We start from the raw sequence: 24,300 nt of genomic DNA, 5'->3' as shown, positions 1-24,300 counted from the left end.
ATAAAAAGAACACATTAACCTGAATTTACCCTGAACCATGGTCCAAAGCAGATTCGAAAATTAAAGCTAGTTTCGGTCAGCGGTGTTAGCTCAATGTTAAGTTTCAAAAAGCATCATCCTCCAAGTCGAATCTTTTTAAACTCCGTTTTGATGGCTCATGCGCTTAAATGCTTGCGAATTGTGAGAATAACCAGTTTGGAAGTTGGCGTGTTGCTTTTGTCTGCCACGCTGTTAATGGGAACGAGGACGTTCGTTTCGGGAAAATAAGTGGCTGTGCAACCTTCCGGAATCGGGTAGGGGACTACGACAAACTTGTACGCAACCCGCTCAATGCCGTCATAATGGTTATACAAATCCACCAGATCGCCGCTTTTTAAATCCCGTTTTGTGATGTCATTTTCGTTCATCAAAATCACGCGCCGCTCGTTGTGAATGCCTCGATAACGATCATTCAGGCCATAAATCGTTGTGTTGAACTGGTCGTGGCTGCGGATGGTCATCATCATCAGCTCATCCTCTTTCAGTTCGGGATCAAATAGCTTGCCGATGTTGAAATGCGCTTTTTCAGACAATGTGTCAAAATACCCGTCCCGGTTGCAATTAGGTAAATAAAAACCGCCTGGCACGCGGACGCGCTCATTATAGTTATCAAAGCCTGGAATTGTCCTTTCAATGTCAGCGCGGATTACGTCATAATCTTCGGCGTAAATGTCCCAGTTAATCTGGCTTTTCCGGCCCAGAACAGCTTTCGCCAGCCTGCAAATGATCACCGGCTCGCTCAGTAACTGATCTGAAACCGGCGGCAAAACGCCCATGGAAAGCTGAATTACGCCCATTGAATTTTCACAGGAAATAAACCTGCTTTCATCCTTATGCATGTCCATATCGCTTCTTCCCAGGCAGGGAAGGATCAGCGCTTGTTCACCCGTTACCAGATGGCTCCGGTTCAGCTTGGTCGAAACGTGTACTGTCAGGCGGCATTTGCTGAGCGCTTCGGCTGTGAATCTTGTATCCGGTGTAGCACTCAGAAAGTTGCCTCCCATCGCAAAAAATACCTTGGCACTGCCTTCATGCATGGCCTTAATGGACTCTACCACGTCGAATCCGTGTTTTCTGGGAGGAGAAAAATGAAAGTTGCGCTCGATGGAATCCAGGAACTGGTCCGTTGGCTTCTCAAAAATTCCCATCGTCCGGTCGCCTTGCACATTGCTATGGCCGCGTACAGGGCATGTGCCCGCACCCGGTTTGCCAATGCTGCCTTTCAGCAACAGCAGGTTTACAATTTCTTTGATCGTGTCCACTGCATTCTTGTGCTGCGTCAGGCCCATCGCCCAACACGCGATAATCTTGCTTTTCCCGGCCAAAACGTCCGCAACCTGCTGAATCTGGCCTAGCGAGATGCCGCTGATGCGTGCGAGTTCCTGTGCATCCAATTCTTTCAGATGCTGGATGAAGTCGCTGTAACCTGCTGTATTATTTGCTATGAAATTTCTGTCGAAGACCATTCCCGGATTGCGTTCCTCTTCTTTAAGCAGCAGTATTTCGATGGCTTTCAGCAATGCCAGGTCACCATTGATTTTGACTTGCAGGAAAATGTCGGTCAGTGCGGGATTAGCCCCTAAAATTCCCTGAACTGTCTGCGGATTATTGAAACCCATCAAACCCGTTTCAGGCAAAGGATTAATTGAAATGATCGTCGCGCCATTCGCTTTCGCCTTTTGCAATGCGGTAAGCATGCGCGGATGATTGGTCCCCGGATTTTGTCCTAAAATCATAATGACCTCAGCTTCGTAAAAATCATCGAGTTTCACGGAGCCCTTCCCGATGCCCAGCGATTCCCCCAAAGCAACGCCGCTGCTTTCGTGGCACATATTACTGCAATCGGGCAGGTTATTGGTGCCAAATTCGCGTACAAAAAGCTGATATAGGAAGGCGGCTTCATTGCTTGTCCGGCCGGAAGTGTAGAAAACGGCCTCGTCTGGCGACGCCAACCGGTTCAGTTCCAATGCAATTTTTTCAAAAGCAGCTTTCCAGGAAATGGGCTGATAAAACTTCCCGCCTGGCGGTAGAAACATTGGCGCAGCAATCCGGCCTTTACCGCCAATTTCATAATCAGACAGCTTTCCTAATGCTTCCACCGAATTCTGAGCAAAGAATGTCGCGTCCAGTTTCTTCAATGTTGCTTCCTCGGCAACCGCCCTCGCGCCATTTTCACAATATTCTGCAATGCCCGAGCGCTCATCGTCCGGATCGGGCCATGCGCAGCTTGGGCAGTCGAAACCACCTTTTTTATTCAGGTTAAAAAGCGCTTTCATGCCACGCTGCACACCTGCCTCGCTAATGGTTTTCTGAAAACTGGAAACAACAGCCGGAATGCCGGCCGCCACTTTTTTGATCTCCGTTTTTTTGAGGCCGGTTAATTTATCGGGATTTTCAGCCCCGGGAACATTACGCTGGTCATTGGGCATGGTTAACAGGTTTTTGCGGGGTTTTCATAATTATCCGATTGATCCTCAGTAACATTATCCAGACATTTGAAATCTTTCTCAATCAGTAATTTCAAGCTGCCATTGTTGCCAAACAACATTTCTCCGTCATAACCTACCACATTATTGTCCGCCCAGCCGTCGGTCAGTTGTTCGGGAATGTGTAACAAGATCTTACCATTCTGGAAATCTGCGGTGAGTTCGGAGACGTCAGCGGATTTTTTTACGCCATAAATAAAAAGAGAATCACCAAATGGCGTGACTTCTTCGAGATAACCTTCTGTACTGAGTTTTTGGATATCACTCCTGCTCAATCTATAACGCACAGAATTGCGTTGAATGCGTATTTTCATAATTCTGAAATTCTTTCGAAACCTGAGTAAATATTGAACTTGTCATTTTTTAAAAAACCAATCAGCGTTATGTTGCTTTCTTCGGCCAGTTTTACAGCCAGGCTGGACGGCGCGCCAATGGCGGCCACCACCTGAATGCCAGCCATCCCCGCTTTTTGGATCAATTCGAAACTTGCCCGTCCGCTCAGAAGCAGGATTTTGTCGGCAAGCGGGAGCAGGTTGTTTAGCAGCGCATTTCCAATCAGTTTGTCCAGTGCATTATGCCTGCCTACATCCTCCCGCAAGGCAATAAAATGTCCGTTAACATCAAAAAGCGCCGAGGCATGCAGTCCGCCAGTGGTTTCAAAAATACTTTGCTGCACATTCAGCTGATCTTTCAATGAGAAGATAACTTTCTTGCTCACCAGCAACGTGTTATCATCAATTTGATACGCCGAAACCGTCTTGATTGCATCAATGCTGGCTTTCCCGCAAACTCCGCAACTGGATGTGGTGTAAAAATTCCTTTCCAGCGAATTAATCACGGGCACAAATGCATCGGCCAGATTGACAATCACTTTATTTTCGTCAAAAATATCACTTGCAGCCGCCTTAACCTGGCTTTTTTCTGCAACAATGCCTTCCGTAAACAGAAAACCAACCGCCAGCTCATCGTCACTGCCCGGCGTCCGCATCGTTACAGAAATACTTTTTTTGATCTTTTTTCCGGATTCAATGTAGGAGAGCTGAATTTCCAGCGGTTCTTCCACAGCCAGGTCGTCTTCCGCATTCTTGCTGCCGCTGCTGGTTATCACCCTTATGCGCTGCTGCGCTATTGCGCTGATTTCCATTTGATTAATTTTCATGATGAACATTGAGAGCCGCTTTAACCTGATCATAAGCCTCAGGAGAATCGACACTGAGCATTACTTTTTCTGATACTGGAATGTATTTTTCAGCATTAATTTCCCCCAAAAAATGCTGCAGACTGTGATGTCCGCGCTCGAAACGTTCGAGTAGAAGCGGCGCCGCATCCTGCGCATACCAAGCCAGTAACGGCTCATATTTTTCTTCGGAATTGTAAAAAGCCGCGGCAATAGTGCCCTTTTGGATAGCGGATAAAAAGTCGGAAAGAGCATTCGCTGTAAGGAAAGGATAGTCACAGCCTGCTATCAGAAAGTCTGCATTCGGGTAAGTTTTAAATGCTGAAAGTAAAGCGGCCATCGGGCCAATCTCTTCATATTCAGGTAAGTCGGCCAGTGTTTTTTTATTTTCAAAAATCGAAGATTGTGTGCGGTTGCAGGAAATAAAGACTGCGTCACACAGCGGTGAAAGGAGACTAATCACACGATCGGCCTGCGGAATGCCAAAATATCGCAGCTGGCTTTTGTCCGTGCCCATTCGCAAACTTTTCCCGCCACAAACTGCCAAACCGTATAATGCCATAATTCTATAACGAAAGTCTCGTCTAATTTAATCATTATAAAATGTTAACTTCCTCTATGGAACATGGTGATGTAAAAATTTTAAAGAAGAAGCCAATTTATCCCGTCAGCGCGGAGCTGCGGAAATATCTGCGATTTTACCAGCGCGATGCAAAGTTGCCGGTGGGCTATGTTGACCTGCTCAATTTCTATGAGTCTTTTCCGGTCATGGATAAAAATGGCAAGGATACCCTGTGGGAAAGTCCGCTTTATCCACCTCATGAAATCGACCGGTTGCATAACGGCCTAAAAAAAGCTTACGCCATGCTGAAAGCATCCGGTAACCTGCGCATTGTTGAGCACAAATACATCGACCGCATTGATTATTGCAAATTCGGAAATTCCAATCCGTTCAGAATCAAGATTGTAAACCGGCTGAATGACATTTACGATTATTTTTATGTCAAGAAAGCCGACGCATCCAGGATTTACGGCTTGGAGCTGGAGGAAATTTTTTCTCCAAATCAGGTCAATTATCTGGTGGATGGCGATAGTCTGATCGAAGAGCACATCGCGGGCATTCCCGGTGATGAATTTGCCAGGACACGTTTACGCGAGCCCGATTATAACCCGATCCGGATTGCCAAAGAATTCGTGAAATTCAACGAGCGCTGCATGATCACGCTGCTTGGGGACATGCGTTCCTACAATTTTGTCATGCAAATCACCCCGGATTTCGACGATTTCCAGTTCCGTCTCCGCGCCATCGACTTTGACCAGCAATTTTATGAAGGCAACATCAAAGTGTATATGCCCCAGTTTTTCAAAGAAAACCGGCCATATGTGGAGCTCGCCATGGAATATCTGACCGATAAAACCGTGCTGCAATATCAGCAGGAAGAGCAATCGTCGATCATGTACCAGGCCCGAAGCGAAAGATACCGCCTCAAAGAACTTCGCGACGTTTCGATCAAGGACAACATTTCAACCATCGACAACATTCACCAGCTTCGCGAAGGACTGTTCAAGCATTATTCGGACAATCAATATCATCGGTGTGAAAGCATGACCGACATTATTGAATTGAATATAAAGAATGTCATCCGGCAGGTGAATGCTTAGTGAAATTGCGGGCCTGCGGATTATAAATCTTACCTTTGCATTTTATAAGGAACAAATGTTGGCTGAATAGCTGTTAAAAAATTTCAACTTAAACAAAATCGGAAGGCATTCAACCTTCGCAGATTCGCGGAATGAGCAAACACGGACGTATTTTGGTCGCCATGAGTGGCGGCATCGACAGCTCTCTTGCAGCTGTTATGTTACACGAACAAGGTTACGAGGTCATCGGCATGACCATGAAAACCTGGGATTATGCCAGTAGCGGCGGCACCAAGAAAGAAACCGGCTGCTGCTCCCTCGATTCCATCAACGACGCGCGAACTATCGCAGTCGAACTGGGTTTCCCACATTACATCCTGGACATACGCGCTGAATTCGGCGATTATGTAATCGATCATTTTACAGGCGAATATCTGGAAGGCCGCACGCCTAATCCGTGTGTTTTGTGCAACACGCACATTAAATGGGATGCTTTGCTCAAACGTGCAGATCGCCTGGATTGCGAGCACATTGCAACGGGACATTATGCCAATATGCAGTTCAATGACGGCCGTCACTATGTTTCCAAAGGCATTGACAGCTGGAAGGATCAAAGCTACGTGCTATGGGGTGTTTCGCAGGAAAGCCTTGCCCGCACAAAATTGCCATTGGGTTATCTGCACAAATCAGAAATCCGGGAAATGGCCCGGGAAAGGGGCTTTATTGATCTGGTCAACAAATCGGAAAGCTATGAAATCTGCTTTGTGCCTGATAATGATTACAGAGGATTTTTGAAAAGAAGAATTCCTGGATTAGAAGCCGAAGTCGCAGGTGGAAATTTCGTTTTTGAAGACGGCACAATTGTGGGAAAACACGAAGGTTATCCATTCTATACCGTCGGCCAGCGTAAGGGCCTGGGCATTGCATTGGGCAAACCCGCATTCGTTACCGAGATTAGAAAAGAGACAAACGAAGTGGTGCTAGGCGACTTACCCGACCTTTTCAGGGACGGAATGTACGTTAGCAAACTGAATTTGCAGAAATACGCTTCACTCGAAAAGCCATTGGAAACGGTCACCAAAGTGCGCTACAAGCACGACGGAACCCCTGCCATTATCGAGCAAATCGAACCAGACAAAATCATCGCCCGCTTCCACGACGGTGTAAACGGCATCGCACCAGGGCAAGCTGCTGTGTTTTATGAAGGAGATGATGTGGTTGGTGGTGGGTGGATTATGAAGAGTTTTCGGCAGTAGTGAATGCTACATTAAGTGTTTCTACATCTTACAGTTTTTTGTTTTACTCAATAGTTCCTCTGCATAGTTTCATTATCAATTGAACCTTACAGATGGATTTAAACGCCCTCAGGCGATTAGCAAAAGAAAGAGTAAAGGCGGGAAGGTTGCTTATATCAATATTCAGATGACCGTCCAGAATCAATTCTTCCTATATTCAATCACAGAATCAATACGCTGGGAGACTTTGGAATAAAAAAACACCTGACGTGCTTAGAGGAGATGCAATCCAATGCCGGTTCAGGTGTTATGCAAATATAAACAAATTTCCTTTTATACAAATTCTGCTATCAGATTTTAATCCGCTGCCTCACAGCCTCATAAAGGACAATCGAACTAGCCACAGAAACATTCAGCGACTCTACTTGTCCGTTTAGCGGAATCCTTGCTCCGGAATCTGCTAGCTGGATGAATTCTTTTGAAATCCCATCTTCCTCTGAACCCATGATGATGACCGTAGGGATTGAGAAATCAATTTCATAGAGTGATTTCTCTGTTTTTTCAGTACAGGCAATGATCTGCAAACCGCTGTTGCGGAGATATTGTAATGTCTCGTAAAGGTTGGGCTCACGGCACACGGGCAGGAAGTTCAATGCACCGGATGACGTTTTCATTGCATCCGCATTGATCTGCGCGCCACCTTTTGTGGGTACAATAAGCGCCTGTACGCCAGCACATTCAGCGGTCCTTGCGATAGCCCCGAAGTTTCTTACGTCTGTGATTCTGTCTAAAAGAAGCAATAATGGTGTTTTGCCTTCCTCATACACCTGCGTGAGCACGTTGTGAAGGGGCATATACTGGATCGGGGACACGAAAGCGATAACGCCCTGGTGATTTTTTCGGGTTACGCGGTTAAGTTTTTCAACCGGAACCCGCTGAAAGGGAACGCCTAGTTCCTTTGCGAGTTTCTCAATTTCAGCAAGTCCAAACTCTCTCTGAATGAATAATCGTTCTATTTCCTTGCCTGAGCGAAGGGTTTCCAATACTGATTGCGTACCAAAAACCATGTCGGCCTGGGACTGTCTTGGGGCGGGTTTTCTTACCGTATACTGCCGTTTCTCCATGCTTCTACAACTGGATACCAAATAGGCTGGTATTCGGCGTACCGAACCAGTTCATAATGATCATCCACGAATTGATTGTTTTTTCTGTTAAATGTAAAATTGACGTTCTGCGCATTCCCGCGTTGATCGTATGTCCATACTTCCCGATCTTTGCTGCGCTGAACTTTATCCGGCGGCCCTAACACGATATAGATCATGCCTTTATCGGTTTTCCACCCTTCTTTGTATGTAGTAAAAAGCTGGTTTGCTTCTTCAACCCGACCATAAAACGAACGAATGGATTGCTGTGCCAAAGGCGCATTTCCGTTCATCAATGTCAGCCAATATTTATCCAGTGCTTTTTTGTAATCTTCTGCTTTTTTGATTTCGTTGATCTCATTGTTTGTGCTCATGTAAAGCAACGGCCCGAGCAGGTTTCGCGGACGTGTCATCTTGGGAAAGCGCTCATTGACAACGAGTATGCCTAAGCCTTCAGATTGTGTTGTATCTGCAAAAATGTTATAGAGACCTTCCTTCGTAAACGTAATCTGCTGGTCAGAATTGATCGTAAACGAGCTGTCCACTTCAAGCGACTTGGCAACATTCTTTGCAGCAATGTTCATCGGTGACCCGGCCGCTTCAAAATCGTGATTGTAGTAAAAAACTTGCAATTGCTCACTTCCGCCGGATGCCTTTTTTAATGTAAATGGCTCGTTTGAATTGATGTAGTGCCTTTGCAACGGCTGATTGCTGTTAGCTGTGTAAATGCCGTATGTCTCGTTGACGCCCTGTTTTTTGAACCTGATTGTGAGATCATTAAGGACTTTCTTCAATGTTCCTGTCTGACTTATTTCACTTAGCAAAACACCATATTCCTTATCCGGGCTTTTAAGATCGTAGGAGATCACTATCTTCTGTCCGATCTGGGAAACATTGGACGAATCCAGCTTTACATTGCCATAACCAAGGCGATCTCTCGTTCCGTAATCTGAGTAAATGACGTAATTGAGGTTATATAAGCGAATGAAGTCGGCAGGAGCGATGGGGTTTTTGCCTTTGAAAGCATCCACGTAAAGGTAAACTTTCGCCTGTGTGCTGTCTTTTATCAGATATTTACTTTGAATCGCAATCAGGGAGAGTTCTTCGTTAACCGGCGCAGATTGCTGAGAGGGGCGGACCTGGGCTTCGGGCAATTGCTTCATCGGCTTGTTGGACGCGCATCCAGCTAGCAACGAGGCAGTTAAAACACAGATATAAAAGCTTAAAATAGTTCTCATGTACATGTTTTCATCATTTGTCAAATAACGAACGAACAGGTAAAATTACCCAATAAAACGGTAAGAAAATTTTTATTCTGGTTTCTTGCTGTTCCGGTTGGCATTTTTAATCTGATCTTCAATTGCATCCCACTGATCATCAGTGACTTCTTTCAGGAAATTGAACTGCCCGGCAGCCAGCACTTCACCTCCGTCCAGTGTAATGACTTCGCCCGTCATATAGGCCGAAAAATCAGACATTAAGTAAGCTGCGAGATTGGCCAGTTCCTGATGATCGCCTACGCGTTCCAGCGGAATGCGGCTTTCAAAGGAGAATTTCTTGGCTAATTCTTCCGGAAACAGGCGCTCCCAGGCTCCTTTGGTAGGAAATGGTCCGGGTGCAATGGCATTGAGCCTGATGCCGTGATCCGCCCATTCGAAAGCCAGTGATTTGGTCATGGCCAGCACACCTGCTTTCGCCATCGCGGAGGGCACAACCCAGCCCGAACCGGTCCAGGCATACGTTGTTGAAATATTGAGAACCGTTCCTTTAATGTTGTTGTCAATCCAGTATTTGCCCAAAGCGAGCGTGAAATAGTAGGTCCCGCGTAAAACAATGTCTACCACCACATCCACTGCCTTGTAGGAAAGTCGTTCGGTAGGACTGATAAAATTTCCTGCTGAATTATTGACCAGGCCATTTACGCTGCCAAACTTCTCAATGGCTTTTGCAATCACATTTTCGATCTGCTCGTTTTTGCGGACGTCACATTCCACAGCGAGAACATTGCCTCCCGTGCTCTCTTCGAGTTCTTTCGCGGTTTTTTCAAGCACTTCGAGCCGTCTGCTGCAAATCACAATGTTGGCGCCGAGCTTCAAAAAGTAAGTGGCCATGGATTTGCCTAAGCCAGTTCCGCCGCCGGTAACAATAATGGTTTTGCCTTTCAGTGCATCGTTGCGCAGCATTCCTTCCGTGTGAATCATCAGAATCGGTTTTTGTGGATGCTGGTAAAGGTAAAATTTTATCTAAAAATAGTCCCTTACACGCGGGAATATATTCGCGTGCACAATATGCGGCAGGAAAATGGAGGAACCGGGAAGTTGGCTATTGCTGGGCAAGCAGATAAAGCACCGCCATCCGCACCGCAACACCGTTTTCGACCTGGTTCAGAATGATAGAATGGCTGGAATCGGCCGCGTCTGAGGAAAGCTCAACGCCGCGGTTGATCGGGCCCGGGTGCATGAGAACAATTTCTTTGTTCAGGCTGTCCAGCATGGCTTTATTAATGCCGTAATAAAGTGAATATTCCCTTAACGACGGGAAATACTTGATCTGCTGACGTTCAAGCTGAATGCGGAGCACATTGGCCACGTCACACCATTCCAATGCTTCACGCACATTGTGGCCGATCTTAACGCCCAATTCATCCAAATGCTTGGGGATCAAAGTGGAAGGTCCGCAAACCATCACTTCTGCTCCTAGTTTTTGCAAACAAAAAATATTGGAAAGCGCCACACGCGAATGTGTAATGTCGCCGATAATGGCAATTTTCCTTCCGGCCAGGTCGCCCAGCTTTTCACGCATGGAAAATGCATCCAGCAAGGCCTGTGTAGGATGCTCGTGCGTGCCGTCACCTGCATTGACAACATTGGCAGGGATACGTGTGGAAAGATAATGGGGAGCTCCAGGGCTGCTATGACGCATGACGATCATATCCACTTTCATAGCCAGGATGTTATTGACCGTATCGAGCAGTGTTTCGCCCTTCTTGACCGAACTATCGGAAGCAGAAAAATTTACCACATCCGCAGAAAGACGCTTTTCGGCTAGCTCAAAAGAGAGCCTCGTACGGGTGGAATTTTCGAAAAAAACGTTTGCTATGGTAATGTCCCGAAGCGATGGGACTTTCTTGATGGGCCGGTTAATGACGTCCTTGAACTGAGTTGCTGTGTCTAAAATGGTTTGAATGTCATTCTCGTTCAGGTTTTTAATTCCAAGTAAGTGCCGGACCGAAAGTTTTGTCATTGCTGGTATTCAAGAAAGTTTGGCAAAGATAATAAGGAACCCGGCAACGCGAAAACGCATTTGGAAATTTCCCCTTCCTATTTCTTCATCGCAGCTGACTATCTTTGGCACATTACCGGGGATTTTCCGGTGAAGAAGAAAGCTTAAAAAATCGGATCAGAATGAATAAGGCAGCATTAATAACTTATCTAAAATCACTTCTGGAAGAGCGGATGATGGTGGCTTGGAACGCGATGGAAGCTGCGCAATCGTCGGCGAATGATCAGGGGAAAAGCTCAATGGGGGATAAATACGAAACTTCCCGGTCCATGGGGCAACTGGATAGGAATATGCACGCCAGGCAATACGAGCAGGTGCGGCTGGAAAGATTGGTTCTGGAAAAAATACACGATAATGAAGTTGCAGTACGGGCAGCAGTAGGATCATTGCTCGAAACCAGCGCGGGCTGGTTTTTGATTGCTGTGAGCCTGGGAGCAGTAAAAATAGAAGAAGAGACCGTGATAGCAGTCTCTTCTTCATCGCCGGTTGGCGCGTCGCTGCTGGGAAAAGGACCCGGCGACCAATTTGAATTTATGAAACGACAACACAAGATTATCGCCTTGCATTAAGCATTAACCCATGTTGTGGTAAACGCGCTGCACGTCATCGTCGTCCTCGATCTTCTCAATCAGCTTTTCAACTTCCGCAACTTCATCGTCGGTCAGCTTTTTGGTATCATTTGGGATGCGTTCAAAATCCGCTTCTACGATTTCGTAACCGTTTTCTTCCAGATAATGCTGCAAAGCGCCGAATGCCGTGAACTCTCCGTAAATGTTGATAAGGTTGGTTTCTTCATCTAAAAAAACCTCTTCACCGCCCACGTCGATCAATTCAAATTCGAACTCTTCCAGATCTTTACCACCTGCATTTTTGATCTTAAAAATACATTTCCGGTCAAAAATGAAATCCAGCATGCCCATTGTACCGAGACTTCCGCCCAGCTTATTGAAATAGCTCCGCACATTCGCCACCGTTCTTGTTGGATTGTCGGTTGTGCTTTCCACGAGGATCGCGACGCCATGCGGGCCGTAACCTTCGTACACCATTTCTTTGTAATCCTCCTGGTCTTTTGACGTAGCGCGTTTGATAGCCCTTTCTACGGTGTCTTTGGGCATGTTGGCAGCCCTGGCGTTTTGTAAAAGAACCCTGAGCCTTGCGTTTGTATTAGGATCAGCGGTTCCGCTTTTTACAGCAAGGACAATATCTTTTCCAATCCTCGTGAAGGTTTTGGCCATTTTGTCCCAACGCTTGAACATCCGCGCTTTTCTATATTCGTAAGCTCTTCCCATGCTTAGCTTTGTAAAATGTTATGTAGTTAATTCGCTGCAAATTTATGAAAGACGATTTAATTCAGGTAAAAATATATTCTTTCAAGAACAACTGTCACAAATGGATTTAAAATTAGCCTGGAAATTCAAAACTTTTGAGGAGCTTGATACAAACGAACTTTACAGCATTCTACGATTGCGAAATGAGGTGTTTGTAGTCGAGCAAAGATGTAATTATCTGGATACAGACGGTAAGGATCAGAAGTCACATCATTTGTCGGGCTATGCGGATGGGCAGCTTATGGCTTTCGCTCGCATTTTGCCACCCGGCGTTTCGTACGAGTATCCATCCATTGGCAGGATTGCGGTTGCTGCTAAGGGAAGAGGAAAGGGTTATGGCATCGAACTGCTGAATGAGTCAATAAAAAAGGTGGAATTTTTGTATGGCAAAAGCGTCATACGGATCGGGGCACAGTTGTATTTAAAGAAGTTCTACAGCTCCTTCGGCTTCGTGCAATCCAGCGAAATTTACCTGGAAGACAACATTGAACACATCGAAATGACGCGTCAGATACGCTGAAAATAGAGGTGGTGAAAAGATTGGGGAATGAATTCCCGGATTTGACGAATAATTAAACAGCAACGCGTTTTAGGATTGTTCAGATAGGTTTAAATAACTGTATCATTCCGATTTTTTGTAGTAAGTAATCTACATAAATCTAAAAAAACTTTGATAAATTTTTGTCTGTTTGCTTTTGTTTGATAATTTGGCACAGAATTTTAGTTATTAGTATTCAGTCAAGCAAATTGTTGCCTGGGACTGACGCCCTGTCAGACACCCAATAACATTTTTGACGAACACTGATAGAGGAGGGTTTACGTGGAATGGCCTACTGTAATGCGGTAGGCCATTTTTTTGTTCCTACTCGTTACTCAAAGCAAACTGCGGTGCCGTTTGCGCTTACCATCAGCATAGAGCTGTTTCCACCAATGGTTTCCAGATCAATGTCGACACCAATCACCGCATTAGCGCCTAATCTTTGCGCCTGATCCATCATTTCACGAATAGCAATGCTTTTAGCCTCCCGCAGGCCCTGCTCATAAGAGCCCGAGCGACCGCCTACCACATCCCGGATCCCGGCCAGAAAATCTTTGAAAAAGTTGGCGCCGATAATGGCTTCACCATTTACCAAACCAATGTACTTAATGATTTTTTTGCCTTCAATATTCGGAGTAGTAGTAACAAGCATCTTGTGTCAGGTTGGTTGAAGTGAAATTTATTGAGGCCAATTTAGCGGATTTCACCAAGGAGCCGCCCAAATTAATTGTTTAACGGCAAAGTTGTGCACGATGTTGGTAAATTTTACTTACAGATTGCTAGCTTTGTTTTTTTGACAAATCAGAAGTAAATTTTATTGCAATGGAACAAACAGTTGAGGCAGTTAATCAGGTAATCCGTAACCGACGCAGTATTTTTCCGCCCAGTTATATCGAAAAAGACATTCCCGAAGACGTCCTGATGACGATCCTTGAAAATGCCAATTACGCCCCAACCCATAAATTGACAGAGCCCTGGCGTTTTGTAGTTTATAAAGGCGAAAGCCTGAACAAGCTTGCAGGATTTTTCACGGAAAGATATCGCACAGTGACGCCTCCCGAATCATTTTCGCAGGCAAGATATGACGCAGCAGGCGAGAAAGTGCTTAAATCCAATGTGGTGGTGCTGATCTGTGCCGAACTGCATCCGGATAAGCTTCCGGAATGGGAAGAAACTGCTTCTGTGGCTTGCGCAGTGCAAAATATGTGGCTTACAGCAACAGCTTATGGCATTGGTTCTTATTGGAGCAGCCCGGGTGTGCTCGACCTTCTGGCCAAGTTTGCTGGCATCCCCGAAAATCAAAAATGTCTTGGATTGTATTTCATGGGTTACCACGATGCACCGGAAGCGCCGGCCCGTCGCACGCCTATGGAAAACAAGATTACCTGGGCATAATGAAGAAAGACAAAATTACCCTGCGCGCGCAATCCGTTACGAAAAGCTTTGGCGTAAAGCCGGTTCTGTCCGACATTGATTTACAGCTCAATGCGGGCGAATGGCTTGGTATATTGGGCGAAAGCGGGTCGGGTAAAAGCACCTTACTCCGTATCCTGGGACGTTTTCAGGATGCGGAGGAAGGTAAAGTCTTTTTCAAAGAAGAGCAATTAAAACCGGTGAGCGGCGAGCTCATTCCCGGCCACGAATCCATCAAGCTCATCCACCAGGAATTTGAGCTTTTCCCTAATCAAACCGTTGAGGAGAACATTGCGTACTCGCTGCGATTTTATAATGCAGATTATAGAAAGGAAAAGGTTGCGGAACTGCTTTCCATCACGGGTTTGGAATCTGTAAAAAGTCAAAAAGCCAAGCTGCTGTCCGGCGGTGAGAAACAGCGGACTGCGATTGCAAAAGCATTGGCTGAGCAGCCGGATGTTTTGCTTCTCGACGAGCCATTTGCGCACCTGGACAACCATAACCGCCGCGTGCTGGCCAGCGCCATTGAAACCATGCGCAAAGAGCAGAGAATGTCGTGTGTGTTCGTTACGCACGAAGCCGCAGATGCCCTGGCTTGGTCGGACCGGATCGCGGTGCTCCGCGAAGGCAAAATTATTCAGACGGGAACACCACAAGAGGTTTATAACCAGCCGGTTGATAGTTATGTAGCTGAGCTGACAGGTGATATAAACTGGCTCGCCGGCGATGTAAATTCCAAGCAATTTTATATCCGCCCGGAGAAAATAAAGCCTACAAAAAATCCGGAAAAGAGCAGATGGCAGGGGAACGTGGAGGCGATCCGGTTCCACGGAAATCATTGGGAAATCCGTTGTGTTAATGCCAAGAAGGAGCAATTATCCTTTTACAGAAACAGAATGGACATGGAAGTAGGGCAGGTGGTGCATTTAACTTATGCATCCAAAGATCTGAAACGCATCTGACCGCTTACAGGCTAAACCAGAACGAAATCTTCACTGCAAATGGCGTCACATTCGGATTGCTGAGGTAAGTGAGTCTGTGCACAAAGTCAATACGGCCTGCTTTGAAAATATTGTCAATGCCATAGCCAAGCTCAATGTAAGGCCTGTCTTTGAGTTTATTAAATGCCTGAATTTCATTCCCCGACTCATCCGTCGTTGTCGAAAGTGACAAGTTTGCATCCGAAACGCTGCCATAGAAAACCCTTCCTGTTGCCAGCATGCGCAGTTTCAGCTTGCGGATAGCGGGAATTCTGTTCAATAAAAAGCCTTCGAAATTGTGCTCCACGCGCAATGCAACATAGCGGTCGCTCATGAATTCGAAGTATCTCATAAGGTTAAAAGCATTGTCCACATAAAACAGCGACTCGTTTCCTAGCGGCGTATAAAGCAATGGGTAAGGCAATGTGGAAGGAATGAGGCCGAACGTTACATTGTAATAAGTGCGGCCGATAACACCAAAGCGGAAACTCTGCTTAATGTTGAAGGAAAATTTATTATAATTAAAGTCTCCACCCAGGAAGTTCTTGATTCCCAATGTGTAACGCAATGTAAAGGCGGGCGAATTGCCGTTCCCCATGCTGATGCGCTCATTATCATTTTGCAAAAAAGTCTCCTTGCTCGCGAGGCGCGTTTCCAGGTTTATCTCAGTGATATCAAATGTGCTTTTCACCGGAGATTCAATGCCAGCCCCAGGATTTGTTTTATAGGTAAAAGGAAATAACGGCCTGAAATCACGGTGGCGGATCTGGATGCTCCCGGTTAATCCTTTCACCAATTCCCTTTTGAAATAGGCAGAAATGTCTTCCTGCCAATAAGCCCTGCGGAAAGCGCCGAAGCGTGAAAATGCCCCGAACAATGTGTTAGGCCCGATCGTCTCCGCAGAAACACCAAGCCGTTCCAGATCTTTGGAATAACTGATGCCAGCCATCGTCCAGGGTTGCCGGTCGATAATGTAATCCATCCCCGCGCCGTATTTGAAAGCCTTATCTTTCGTTCCGTAAGCACCATAACCGCTGAAAATCCACTTCCTGCTGAATCCGGGATCCGTTTTGAAACCCAACCTGAACCGGTGGCCTTCAACCTTATTATTGGCATACAAATACAAATAAGGACCAATGTCAATGTTCCATTTGTCGATGCGCTTGTAGCCGTTTACCAGGATATTCAGGATTTCGGTGTAAGTTTTCACCACCGGCAGCATTTTCAGTGAATCCACAAGCTGGAAAGAAAGCAACTCGTTCGCACTCAGTGATTCCGGGCGACTTTTTTGCCAATAAGCCGAGTCATGCTGCATGTAATCCTCTTTCAGCTCAATGGCCGTGTCGTAAAATTTGGGATCGTGCGGGCTGTTGATCTTGTATTTTGAATTTGCTGAATAAAACTTCAACAACATGCCGGCAGTCTGCTTCGTAGGCTCATCTACATCAATCAGCACCCGCGTTTTCGACGTTACCCATTCGTTTTGCTCTTCAAAAAACTCGTAGGACTGCTGAACCTTGATCTTTTCAATGAAATTTAAATTTGCGCGCTTGCCCACACTTACGTCCATTTGTGTCAGCGCATATGTTTCGCCATCCACCCAAAACGACCCTGTGAATGCCAGGTCCTGCTCGTGTTTAGGCTCAAAATCAATCTGGTAATCATACTGGTCGCCGTTTTTTACACTGTCGGACAGATAATATTCATAGTAAACTTTCCAGCTGTCGGCAATGGGGGAAACAAAGTCTTTGTCTAAGATATTCAGCCAGTTATTATAAAAGTTATATTGCTGAAAGGACGATCCGATCAACTGCGAGACGAGGCTCCCGTCGGTGAGGCCTACGCCGGAGACTTTGGTTTTATTAATGATCTCCTTCTTTTTCTTCGGATTACGGCGATAATAAACGTCTGATACTGATTCGGATATGAAAATTGGAATGATTGTCTCACCGTTTTCCCCCTTCACCTCATCATATTTATCAACGATATGCGTCATCTTTTTGACAGACTTCCTGTTCCTGAATTTGTCAGACAGGTTATCAATGTCAATCTGGATCTTATTATAGCTTTCATACTCGTAAGCGTCCAGTTGGTCTGTGTTGTTTTTGTCTTTTCCTGCAACAATTTTACGTATAATGGCATAAGCAGGATTTTCCCCGGCAAATATCCTGACTTCTTTCAGCTGCAATGTTCCCGGAGAAAGTTGTATGTCAATGGTTTGCTCAGTGAGGTCGGGTTTGATCGGTTTGCTTTTGCTCTCATAGCCTACATAGGTAACAATGACCGAGTCCGCGGGAGGGGTGAAAGTGATTTGATAAAAGCCATCGAAATTAGTTGTAGCGCCTGCAAGCGAGGCTTTTATGCCAACATTAGCAAAAGGAATGGCGTCACCGGTGGTCGCGTCCGTTATCTTTCCTTTGATCGTGTAAGTGGTCTGCGAGAAAGAGTTGGTAGTACAAACTAATGCAAATAGGAGCAGGCAAAGTAATGTTTTTTTCAAGCTATATGTCTGGACCGGTGCGTGTGCCGAATCATTTCCCTCATTCCAATTTCTCATTTTTTTCTTATCTCATTGTTTGAGGTAACATCTGCCGCGGGACGCAATATATGAACGTCCAGAACAGCCTTCGGTCTTGCCAGATACTCGCGCACCAATGTACGGAGCGAATATCCGTCCGGCACATCCTGCGCTGCAAATGATATGGCATTAATTCCTTCATTATGAGCGATATATAGTGCCCTTGCATTATGGAAATTTTGTGAAATGATCGTGAAGTTGTCTTGATTAAAAACCTCTTTGCAACGAATGATCGAATCAAATGTCCTGAACCCTGCATAATCCAGTGTCATGACGTTCTCAGGTATTCCCAGGTTCAGTAACGCTCTTTGCATATCAAGCGGTTCATTATAGTATTGGGAATCATTGTTTCCGCTCAGAATAATGTACTTGATTTTACCCTCTTTAAACAACCGGGCGGTCGCCTCCATCCGGTATTTGAAAAAAAGATTTTCCTTCCCCTTCTCGGATTTCTTGCTTGTCCCTAGCACCAACGCGACGTCATTGGAAGGCAGGTTTTCGATTGAAAAATAATTGTACTGCCTTGTATTATACACCACCCAGAGGTTACAAAGCAAGATAAAAACCATGCACGCAAATAATAAGAGTAATATGGTTTTAATCAAATTTTTCACTCGTATACTTGAAGTTGTCTTCTAATGTACCAACTCTTTGTAATATTCCGGTCTTTTGTACACGATGTTATACTAGTAGACCGTACGCATCGGGCAGCGTTCTTCGTTGCTGACTTTCTTTTTATTTTTTTGATAAATCACTTAAAAAAGCCCCAGCTGGTTTTTCTCATCCTTCCGTTTTTTAGGCTCTTTTTTTGGCTTTGTATCAGACTTTGCGTCTTCGCCAATCACTGATTTTGCGTCTTCGCCAGTCTCAGATTTTGAGTCGTCCGTCTCTGGTTTTGCCTTATCGTCCGCTGGCGAAATATCTCCCGCATTATCTTCTTGTTCGGCAGCTTCCGCTTCCTTAATGTCCTCATCTGCAACTTCCTCACTGGCAATCTGCTCACCCCCGACGTCCTCAGTAGCACTGTCTTCATCCGAGACCTCCTCATTGGCAACTTCTGCTATAACTGCTTCTTCCTCAGGTTCCGGCAGCGGTTCCAGCCAGCGAACGTCCTTGAACTTGTCGTTAGGAAGCTTATTTCCCATCGCCCGCCAGCCGCGCACATCGACCATTTCTTCAATCACATATTCTTCTTTTGATTGCTCCCTGGTGGCTGTTTTGGGTAAGATAACTTCCAATCTCGGGCGCTTATCCGTGCTGGCTAGCAGTAACTTGCTGTTTTTGGCATCGCTGATAAACAAGAATTTCTTGTCCCGCGTCGAAGTCTCAATGTTAAATCGTTTGATGAAATGGTTTTTCTGGCCGCCGTCATAGTACAATGCGGTGATAGCCATTTTCGGATCAAACTTTTTGACCAACACCACTTCATTAGAGACGTAATGATTGGTCAGGTCAAAGTTCGTAAGCTCGTAAGACCCTTCTTTATAAATAACCAGAATGCTGTCGGAGGGACCGAAGTTGCCTAGGTATTCTCCTCTTTCATCGCGGTTCAGGCGTCCGATAATCGGATCGAACCACATATCGACGCCGCCTAATGTGGAGCGGCCGGCCTGTTTCAATATGATTTTCCTGACAGGATATTTCGTCAGAATGTTTCCCATTGCACTGCGGTTCTTGATCAGCAAATCTGCAAAATTGAAGTCAAACTGTTTCACTTTTGCTTTGCTCTGAGCCGATAAACTCACCGCAATGATTTCAGCTTCACCGTTTTCATTCGCTGTGAAATAAGTGATCTTGGATTTTGGCGTGCCCTGTGTAAGGTCGTACTCACGATCGCGGGTGACTGCGGTGATCTGGCATCTTTTAATGTAGGAAACGCCCGTTTTGCCATCCAGATACACGAGGTTATAAACCATCCGCTCATCGTTTTTGACAAAAACCGCACAGTGAATAATGTCTTTTCCAACGAAAACCTTTTCCTGGATTTTCGTAACCAAACATCTCCCGTCGGATTTGAAAACGATAATGTCGTCAATGTCCGAGCAGTCTGTTACGAATTCGTCTTTTTTGAGCCCGTAACCGATAAAACCTTCGGCTCGGTTTACATATAATTTTTGGTTGTTGGCTGCTACAATGTTCGCCGAAATCTGGTTGAATGCCCGGATTTCGGTTTTGCGGCCACGTCCTTTGCCGTATTTTTTGAGCAGGTCTTTGTAATATTCAATGGCAAAACGGGTGATATGCACCAGGTTATCCTCGGTTTCAGCCAATTCTTCCTGCCACTTTTTCATCAACTCATCCGCCTTGTAACCATCGTATTTTGAAATACGCTTGATCTTGATCTCGGTCAGCTCTACAATGTCTTCGTCCGTTATTTCTCGGTAAAATTGCGGCTTGTAGGGTTCAAGTCCTTTGTCAATGGTCCGGATTACCGCCTCGAAAGTTTCGCATTCTTCAATGTCCCGGTAAATGCGGTTTTCAATGAATATTTTTTCCAAAGAACCATACAGGATCTTTTCCAGCAATGCTAACCGCTTGATTTCAAGCTCGCGTTGCAGCAAATGAACCGTCTGGCCCGTGTTGTATTTTAAAATTTCGGTTACCCCAACAAAATGCGGCTTGTCGGCGATGATGATACACGCATTGGGCGAAATGGAAACTTCACATTCGGTGAATGCATAAAGCGCGTCCATCGTAATGTCGGGCGATACACCCGGTGCCAGATGCACCTGGATCTCAACCTCCGCAGCCGTGTTATCGACCACTTTCCGGATCTTGATTTTCCCCGTATCATTGGCCTTAATGATGGAATCAATGATGGAAGTCGTCGTAGTCCCGAACGGAATATCGCGGATAACAAGCATTTTCTTATCCTCTTCCTCAATTCTGGCCCTAACCCTTACTTTTCCGCCTCTGTGACCATCATTGTAATTTGAAATGTCAATTTGCCCGCCGGTCAGGAAGTCGGGGTAAATGGTAGCTTCCTTACCTTGCAGAATGCTAATCGACGCTTCGATCAGCTCGCAGAAGTTGTGCGGGAGAATTTTGGTAGATAAGCCTACCGCAATTCCTTCAACGCCCAGGGAAAGGAGCAGCGGAAATTTAACGGGCAATGTTACCGGCTCGCGCTTACGGCCGTCATAGGAAAGCTGCCATTCGGTTGTATCGTCGTTGAAAACAATTTCCTTTGCAAAGCGCGACAAACGGACTTCTATATAACGCGCCGCAGCAGCCCCGTCGCCCGTGCGGATATCTCCCCAGTTTCCCTGGGTGTCAAAAAGCAATTCTTTCTGGCCAATGTTTACAATGGCGTCGTAAATGGATGCGTCGCCGTGCGGGTGATATTGCATGGAAGAACCCACCACATTGGCGACTTTATTGAAACGGCCATCGTCCATCTCGTTCAACGCGTGCATAATGCGCCTTTGAACGGGTTTAAGGCCATCTTCTACGGCTGGAACCGCGCGTTCCAGAATTACATAAGATGCATAATCAAGAAACCAACTTTCATATAGTCCCGAAATGGGCAGTTTATCGTGCAATCCGCTATCTTCTACGTCAGGCGTAGCTCCGTTTTTGTCCATAAATGAAGGAGGAACCAGGTTTTAAGTACTCAGTAAATATTTGTAAGGCAATCGTTATCAGCCGGTTCGGGATACAGCGCTAAGCTATTCCAGAAAGACGGAACAGCGCAGACTTGACCGGAAGATCGATTTGAATTACCTGCTAATATAGCAAATAAAGCGGTAATTTCTAGCTTTCCTGGTCACCTTCCGGCGCGTTCAGAACAGTCAAAAGCTCACTGATCATCATCGCTGTGGCACCCCAGATTTTGTATCCCTGCACCATATAATGCGGTGCATGAACCTGTTCGCCACGGACTTGTATGTCGCTGGAACCGATAATTTCAATATCAGAAATTTCTTCTAATTTGATCTCAAAAATATCTTCCACCTCCCGCGGGTCGGGATAAAAGTCGGGGCGGTAAGGCATTGCGGCAATCACAGGGAGAACATAAAAGTTACTCGCCGGGATAAATAATTCGGTAAGAACGCCCAGGATTTTGACATCATTTAAGCGTAAGCCGATTTCTTCCTGCGCTTCGCGCAAGGCGGTGCGGATCAGGTTTTCGTCTGTATTTTCAAATCGTCCGCCAGGGAATGCCACTTGTCCGGAATGTACGCCGTCGTAGGCTGGGCGAAGGATCAGTGGGAAATAGATTTCTTCTTTATAAGGATAAAATAAAACCAGAACGGCGCTTTTTCGGGTGCGGGCGTTGGGTTTGAAAGTCAATCGGAGCTTTGAAGAAGCCTGCATGATCCGGTGCGCTGATTCCCCCGGCAGCGGATATTTCAGTTTTTGAGTGAGTGCATTAACAAACAAGGAAAAAGATCCCAAAGTGGCCATAGAGGCAGGTTGTTGAGTAGAGTGTTGGTGTCAGATTTTGGCATAATGCAGCTCGCGCTTGAAATCGAAAAGACTTTCCAGGCTCAGGTCTTCGTCAATTTCTTCCCAGTGCAGGCTGTTGCCCTCAGGGCCGATCTCAAAATTTTGGCGTTGTTCCTTGCTTGCATTTTTAAGCCTGGCAAACCATTCAAGTGGATTGCCAATGGTATGTCCGCTTTCCGTAACAACATAAATATTCGAGTCGTCGAACCATACGTTTTTAATTTTCATATCATTCAATAGTTAGAAAATGAAAGAAAAACTTCATCCCCAACATTCTGAAAATCTCTGGCATAAAATAGTGTGTGATACGGAATTTCTTCCAAACGTCATTGATGCAAATATAACAATACAACGACGGATACCGAAGTTATTGGATTTTCTTGTTGGCGTATAATTTTGCGAGTTGCTGGGCGCAGCGTTCGCCGTCCATGGCGGCCGACATGATGCCACCGGCGTAACCGGCTCCTTCGCCGCAAGGGAACAAGCCTTTCAGCTGGGGATGCTCGCAAGTTTCCTGTTCGCGGGGGATACGCACGGGGGAGGAAGTCCGGCTTTCAACGCCAATCAACTGCGCGTCACCAGACATATAACCTCTCATTTTTTGCCCAAAATCAGAAAGTGCTTCGCTGAGTGGAAAGGCAATTTCAGCTGGCAGAACCTCCCGCAGGTCAACAGACTGCAAGCCCGGCTGGTAAGATGTGTCACGCAATTGCGAAGAAACTTTTCCTTTTACAAAATCCACAGCCAGCTGAGCCGGAGCGGTTTGTGTGGCACCGGCAAACTGGCAAGCTGCCTGCTCAATCTCCTTCTGATATTGCAAGCCAGCCAATGCACCGAATTCTTTATACGGCAAAAGATCATGCTCTTCGATCGAAACCACAATGCCCGAATTGGCATATGGCGAATCACGGCGGGAAGGCGACATGCCATTTACGACCACTTCCCCGGAAGCCGTCGCCGCAGGCACAATGAACCCGCCCGGACACATGCAAAAGGAGAAAACGCCTCGCTGAATGCCTTTGTAGCGCGTTTGAGTTACCAGACTATATGAAGCAGCCGGTAAGTAAGGCCCACGGTCTTTCTCGCAATGATACTGGATCTTATCAATGGTGTTTTGCGGGTGCTCAATACGAACGCCCATCGCAAATGATTTGCTCTCGATGAGGATCTTTTTCGCATCCAGCAGCTCGTAAATGTCCCTGGCCGAATGTCCCGTTGCCAGGATGACGCCAATGCCCAAATGTTCCTTATTACCATCAGTAATAACGCCCTTTAACTCACCTTCGGCAATGATGAGGTCGGTTACTTTTGTGTCAAAATGAATTTCGCCGCCCGCTTTCAATATGCTTTCACGCATTTCGGAAACGACAACTGGAAGCTTGTTGGTGCCAATGTGCGGGTGTGTGTCGATGAGGATCTGCTCACTGGCTCCGTGGCCTACGAAAATTTCCAGCACCCGGCGAATGTCACCGCGCTTGTTGGAACGCGTATACAGCTTTCCATCAGAATAAGTCCCGGCACCGCCTTCACCAAAGCAATAATTGGATTCAGGGTTAACAATGTGCTCCTTATTAATAGCAGCCAGGTCGCGGCGTCTGGCGCGCACATCTTTTCCCCTTTCAAAGATCACCGGCTTGATACCCAGCTCAATCAACCGCAATGCGGCGAACATGCCTGCCGGGCCGCAGCCAATAATCAATGCCTGGGGCTTTTCACTTACGTCGGGATAATCCAGTTGGAAGCCGATCAGCGAAGGCGGGGTTTCATTGACATAAACTTCTGCCTGCACATTCACTTTCACTTGCCGGCTGCGGGCATCGATGGATTGGCGGGTTTTGCGGATAATGGGCGTGTCGTTGTGACGCAGCCCCAATTTTTTAATGATATGCTGACGAAAATTCTCGTCGTCCAGCGCGATTTCGGGCGCCAGGGTCAGTTGAAGCGTTTGGTGCATTGGGAAAGGGATTTAGCCTTTAAGGCTGCAAAGGTAAGCAAGACGGTAATATTCTTCT

22 protein-coding genes are annotated in these 24,300 nt (G+C 46.1%); 6 read left to right on the top strand and 16 right to left on the bottom strand.

Features of this window, described 5'->3' with window-relative positions:
- Positions 1–155: 155 nt before the first annotated feature.
- The 4 genes from LZG74_RS13415 to LZG74_RS13400 are packed head-to-tail and all read right to left on the bottom strand — an operon-like array spanning position 156 to position 4,264.
- Positions 156–2,468: an FdhF/YdeP family oxidoreductase gene (locus tag LZG74_RS13415; RefSeq protein WP_233797077.1), complete on the bottom strand. Its 2,313-nt coding sequence runs from the start codon at positions 2,466–2,468 to the stop codon at positions 156–158.
- Positions 2,469–2,470: 2 nt separating this feature from the next.
- Positions 2,471–2,839 (bottom strand): DUF7009 family protein, encoded by a 369-nt coding sequence (locus tag LZG74_RS13410; RefSeq protein ID WP_233797076.1) that lies wholly within the window; start codon positions 2,837–2,839, stop codon positions 2,471–2,473.
- Positions 2,836–3,684: a formate dehydrogenase accessory sulfurtransferase FdhD gene (gene fdhD, locus LZG74_RS13405; protein ID WP_233797075.1), complete on the bottom strand. Its 849-nt coding sequence runs from the start codon at positions 3,682–3,684 to the stop codon at positions 2,836–2,838. The genes LZG74_RS13410 and fdhD overlap by 4 nt, the downstream gene beginning before the upstream one ends.
- On the bottom strand, positions 3,674–4,264 hold the full coding sequence (locus tag LZG74_RS13400) for a molybdenum cofactor guanylyltransferase (protein ID WP_233797074.1): 591 nt from the start codon (positions 4,262–4,264) through the stop codon (positions 3,674–3,676). The genes fdhD and LZG74_RS13400 overlap by 11 nt, the downstream gene beginning before the upstream one ends.
- Positions 4,265–4,320: 56 nt before the next feature.
- Between LZG74_RS13400 and LZG74_RS13395 the strand changes: the two genes are divergently transcribed.
- Both LZG74_RS13395 and mnmA read left to right on the top strand, forming a co-directional pair.
- A complete protein-coding gene (locus LZG74_RS13395; protein ID WP_233797108.1) occupies positions 4,321–5,364 on the top strand; it encodes a hypothetical protein in 1,044 nt (347 codons plus the stop codon).
- A 131-nt stretch (positions 5,365–5,495) separates the two neighbouring features.
- Complete coding sequence (gene mnmA / locus LZG74_RS13390) at positions 5,496–6,599, top strand: tRNA 2-thiouridine(34) synthase MnmA (protein ID WP_233797073.1); 1,104 nt, start codon at positions 5,496–5,498, stop codon at positions 6,597–6,599.
- A 329-nt stretch (positions 6,600–6,928) separates the two neighbouring features.
- On the opposite strand, the gene rlmB is transcribed toward mnmA, so the two are convergent.
- From rlmB to LZG74_RS13370, 4 genes are all read right to left on the bottom strand, one after another.
- Positions 6,929–7,702 (bottom strand): 23S rRNA (guanosine(2251)-2'-O)-methyltransferase RlmB, encoded by a 774-nt coding sequence (gene rlmB / locus LZG74_RS13385; protein ID WP_233797072.1) that lies wholly within the window; start codon positions 7,700–7,702, stop codon positions 6,929–6,931.
- Positions 7,678–8,883: a GWxTD domain-containing protein gene (locus LZG74_RS13380; protein WP_310589322.1), complete on the bottom strand. Its 1,206-nt coding sequence runs from the start codon at positions 8,881–8,883 to the stop codon at positions 7,678–7,680. The genes rlmB and LZG74_RS13380 overlap by 25 nt, the downstream gene beginning before the upstream one ends.
- Before the next feature lie 147 nt (positions 8,884–9,030).
- Complete coding sequence (locus tag LZG74_RS13375; protein WP_233797070.1) at positions 9,031–9,921, bottom strand: SDR family oxidoreductase; 891 nt, start codon at positions 9,919–9,921, stop codon at positions 9,031–9,033.
- A gap of 121 nt (positions 9,922–10,042) precedes the next feature.
- A complete protein-coding gene (locus LZG74_RS13370) occupies positions 10,043–10,963 on the bottom strand; it encodes an aspartate carbamoyltransferase catalytic subunit (protein WP_233797069.1) in 921 nt (306 codons plus the stop codon).
- 161 nt (positions 10,964–11,124) lie between these two features.
- Here LZG74_RS13370 and LZG74_RS13365 point away from each other — a divergent pair, with 161 nt between their 5' ends.
- Complete coding sequence (locus LZG74_RS13365) at positions 11,125–11,571, top strand: transcription elongation factor (RefSeq protein WP_233797068.1); 447 nt, start codon at positions 11,125–11,127, stop codon at positions 11,569–11,571.
- 3 nt (positions 11,572–11,574) lie between these two features.
- On the opposite strand, the gene LZG74_RS13360 is transcribed toward LZG74_RS13365, so the two are convergent.
- The gene (locus tag LZG74_RS13360; RefSeq protein ID WP_233797067.1) at positions 11,575–12,291 is read right to left on the bottom strand and encodes a YebC/PmpR family DNA-binding transcriptional regulator; all 717 of its coding nucleotides are present in this window, start codon (positions 12,289–12,291) and stop codon (positions 11,575–11,577) included.
- 100 nt (positions 12,292–12,391) lie between these two features.
- On the opposite strand from LZG74_RS13360, the gene LZG74_RS13355 reads away from it, so the two are divergent.
- Positions 12,392–12,850 carry a GNAT family N-acetyltransferase gene (locus LZG74_RS13355; RefSeq protein ID WP_233797066.1) on the top strand — a complete coding sequence of 153 codons (459 nt, stop codon included), beginning with the start codon at positions 12,392–12,394 and terminating at the stop codon, positions 12,848–12,850.
- A 349-nt stretch (positions 12,851–13,199) separates the two neighbouring features.
- On the opposite strand, the gene LZG74_RS13350 is transcribed toward LZG74_RS13355, so the two are convergent.
- A complete protein-coding gene (locus LZG74_RS13350) occupies positions 13,200–13,520 on the bottom strand; it encodes a heavy metal-binding domain-containing protein (protein WP_233797065.1) in 321 nt (106 codons plus the stop codon).
- Positions 13,521–13,690: 170 nt separating this feature from the next.
- Here LZG74_RS13350 and LZG74_RS13345 point away from each other — a divergent pair, with 170 nt between their 5' ends.
- Positions 13,691–14,263: a nitroreductase gene (locus LZG74_RS13345; protein ID WP_233797064.1), complete on the top strand. Its 573-nt coding sequence runs from the start codon at positions 13,691–13,693 to the stop codon at positions 14,261–14,263.
- Positions 14,263–15,243 (top strand): ABC transporter ATP-binding protein, encoded by a 981-nt coding sequence (locus LZG74_RS13340; protein WP_233797063.1) that lies wholly within the window; start codon positions 14,263–14,265, stop codon positions 15,241–15,243. The genes LZG74_RS13345 and LZG74_RS13340 overlap by 1 nt, the downstream gene beginning before the upstream one ends.
- 4 nt (positions 15,244–15,247) lie before the next feature.
- On the opposite strand, the gene LZG74_RS13335 is transcribed toward LZG74_RS13340, so the two are convergent.
- The 6 genes from LZG74_RS13335 to LZG74_RS13310 all read right to left on the bottom strand — a co-directional run bounded on the left by LZG74_RS13335 (position 15,248) and on the right by LZG74_RS13310 (position 24,242).
- Entirely contained in the window at positions 15,248–17,818 is a 2,571-nt protein-coding gene (locus tag LZG74_RS13335) for a DUF5686 and carboxypeptidase-like regulatory domain-containing protein (RefSeq protein ID WP_233797062.1), read from the bottom strand.
- Entirely contained in the window at positions 17,815–18,408 is a 594-nt protein-coding gene (locus LZG74_RS13330) for a vancomycin high temperature exclusion protein (protein ID WP_026628205.1), read from the bottom strand. Before LZG74_RS13330 ends, LZG74_RS13335 begins: the two co-directional genes overlap by 4 nt.
- A 186-nt stretch (positions 18,409–18,594) precedes the next feature.
- A complete protein-coding gene (locus LZG74_RS13325) occupies positions 18,595–21,423 on the bottom strand; it encodes a DNA gyrase/topoisomerase IV subunit A (RefSeq protein ID WP_233797061.1) in 2,829 nt (942 codons plus the stop codon).
- A 169-nt stretch (positions 21,424–21,592) separates the two neighbouring features.
- Positions 21,593–22,246 (bottom strand): CoA pyrophosphatase, encoded by a 654-nt coding sequence (locus tag LZG74_RS13320; protein ID WP_233797060.1) that lies wholly within the window; start codon positions 22,244–22,246, stop codon positions 21,593–21,595.
- Between the two features lie 30 nt (positions 22,247–22,276).
- Positions 22,277–22,516, bottom strand: a complete 240-nt coding sequence (locus LZG74_RS13315) for a DUF2442 domain-containing protein (protein WP_233797059.1) — start codon at positions 22,514–22,516, stop codon at positions 22,277–22,279.
- A gap of 139 nt (positions 22,517–22,655) precedes the next feature.
- The gene (locus tag LZG74_RS13310; RefSeq protein WP_233797058.1) at positions 22,656–24,242 is read right to left on the bottom strand and encodes an NAD(P)/FAD-dependent oxidoreductase; all 1,587 of its coding nucleotides are present in this window, start codon (positions 24,240–24,242) and stop codon (positions 22,656–22,658) included.
- Between the last annotated feature and the right edge of the window lie 58 nt (positions 24,243–24,300).

Source organism: Dyadobacter sp. CY327, assembly GCF_021390415.1.
GTDB classification, from domain to species: domain Bacteria; phylum Bacteroidota; class Bacteroidia; order Cytophagales; family Spirosomataceae; genus Dyadobacter; species Dyadobacter chenhuakuii.
Note: the sequence above shows the minus strand (reverse complement) of the source record. Positions and strands in the feature narration are given on the sequence as shown.

Bases quoted from the DNA above. Each gene is read 5' to 3' on its own strand.
- LZG74_RS13325 (WP_233797061.1), bottom strand. From the start codon at position 21,423: ATGGACAAAAACGGAGCTACGCCTGACGTAGAAGATAGCGGATTGCAC.
- fdhD (WP_233797075.1), bottom strand. From the start codon at position 3,684: ATGAAAATTAATCAAATGGAAATCAGCGCAATAGCGCAGCAGCGCATA.
- LZG74_RS13380 (WP_310589322.1), bottom strand. From the start codon at position 8,883: ATGAAGCAATTGCCCGAAGCCCAGGTCCGCCCCTCTCAGCAATCTGCG.
- LZG74_RS13415 (WP_233797077.1), bottom strand. From the start codon at position 2,468: ATGCCCAATGACCAGCGTAATGTTCCCGGGGCTGAAAATCCCGATAAA.
- LZG74_RS13315 (WP_233797059.1), bottom strand. From the start codon at position 22,516: ATGAAAATTAAAAACGTATGGTTCGACGACTCGAATATTTATGTTGTT.
- LZG74_RS13355 (WP_233797066.1), top strand. From the start codon at position 12,392: ATGGATTTAAAATTAGCCTGGAAATTCAAAACTTTTGAGGAGCTTGAT.
- mnmA (WP_233797073.1), top strand. From the start codon at position 5,496: ATGAGCAAACACGGACGTATTTTGGTCGCCATGAGTGGCGGCATCGAC.
- LZG74_RS13375 (WP_233797070.1), bottom strand. From the start codon at position 9,921: ATGATTCACACGGAAGGAATGCTGCGCAACGATGCACTGAAAGGCAAA.
- LZG74_RS13320 (WP_233797060.1), bottom strand. From the start codon at position 22,246: ATGGCCACTTTGGGATCTTTTTCCTTGTTTGTTAATGCACTCACTCAA.
- rlmB (WP_233797072.1), bottom strand. From the start codon at position 7,702: ATGGAGAAACGGCAGTATACGGTAAGAAAACCCGCCCCAAGACAGTCC.
- LZG74_RS13340 (WP_233797063.1), top strand. From the start codon at position 14,263: ATGAAGAAAGACAAAATTACCCTGCGCGCGCAATCCGTTACGAAAAGC.
- LZG74_RS13410 (WP_233797076.1), bottom strand. From the start codon at position 2,839: ATGAAAATACGCATTCAACGCAATTCTGTGCGTTATAGATTGAGCAGG.
- LZG74_RS13370 (WP_233797069.1), bottom strand. From the start codon at position 10,963: ATGACAAAACTTTCGGTCCGGCACTTACTTGGAATTAAAAACCTGAAC.
- LZG74_RS13310 (WP_233797058.1), bottom strand. From the start codon at position 24,242: ATGCACCAAACGCTTCAACTGACCCTGGCGCCCGAAATCGCGCTGGAC.
- LZG74_RS13400 (WP_233797074.1), bottom strand. From the start codon at position 4,264: ATGGCATTATACGGTTTGGCAGTTTGTGGCGGGAAAAGTTTGCGAATG.
- LZG74_RS13360 (WP_233797067.1), bottom strand. From the start codon at position 12,291: ATGGGAAGAGCTTACGAATATAGAAAAGCGCGGATGTTCAAGCGTTGG.
- LZG74_RS13345 (WP_233797064.1), top strand. From the start codon at position 13,691: ATGGAACAAACAGTTGAGGCAGTTAATCAGGTAATCCGTAACCGACGC.
- LZG74_RS13330 (WP_026628205.1), bottom strand. From the start codon at position 18,408: ATGGTTTTTATCTTGCTTTGTAACCTCTGGGTGGTGTATAATACAAGG.
- LZG74_RS13350 (WP_233797065.1), bottom strand. From the start codon at position 13,520: ATGCTTGTTACTACTACTCCGAATATTGAAGGCAAAAAAATCATTAAG.
- LZG74_RS13395 (WP_233797108.1), top strand. From the start codon at position 4,321: ATGGAACATGGTGATGTAAAAATTTTAAAGAAGAAGCCAATTTATCCC.
- LZG74_RS13335 (WP_233797062.1), bottom strand. From the start codon at position 17,818: ATGAGAAATTGGAATGAGGGAAATGATTCGGCACACGCACCGGTCCAG.
- LZG74_RS13365 (WP_233797068.1), top strand. From the start codon at position 11,125: ATGAATAAGGCAGCATTAATAACTTATCTAAAATCACTTCTGGAAGAG.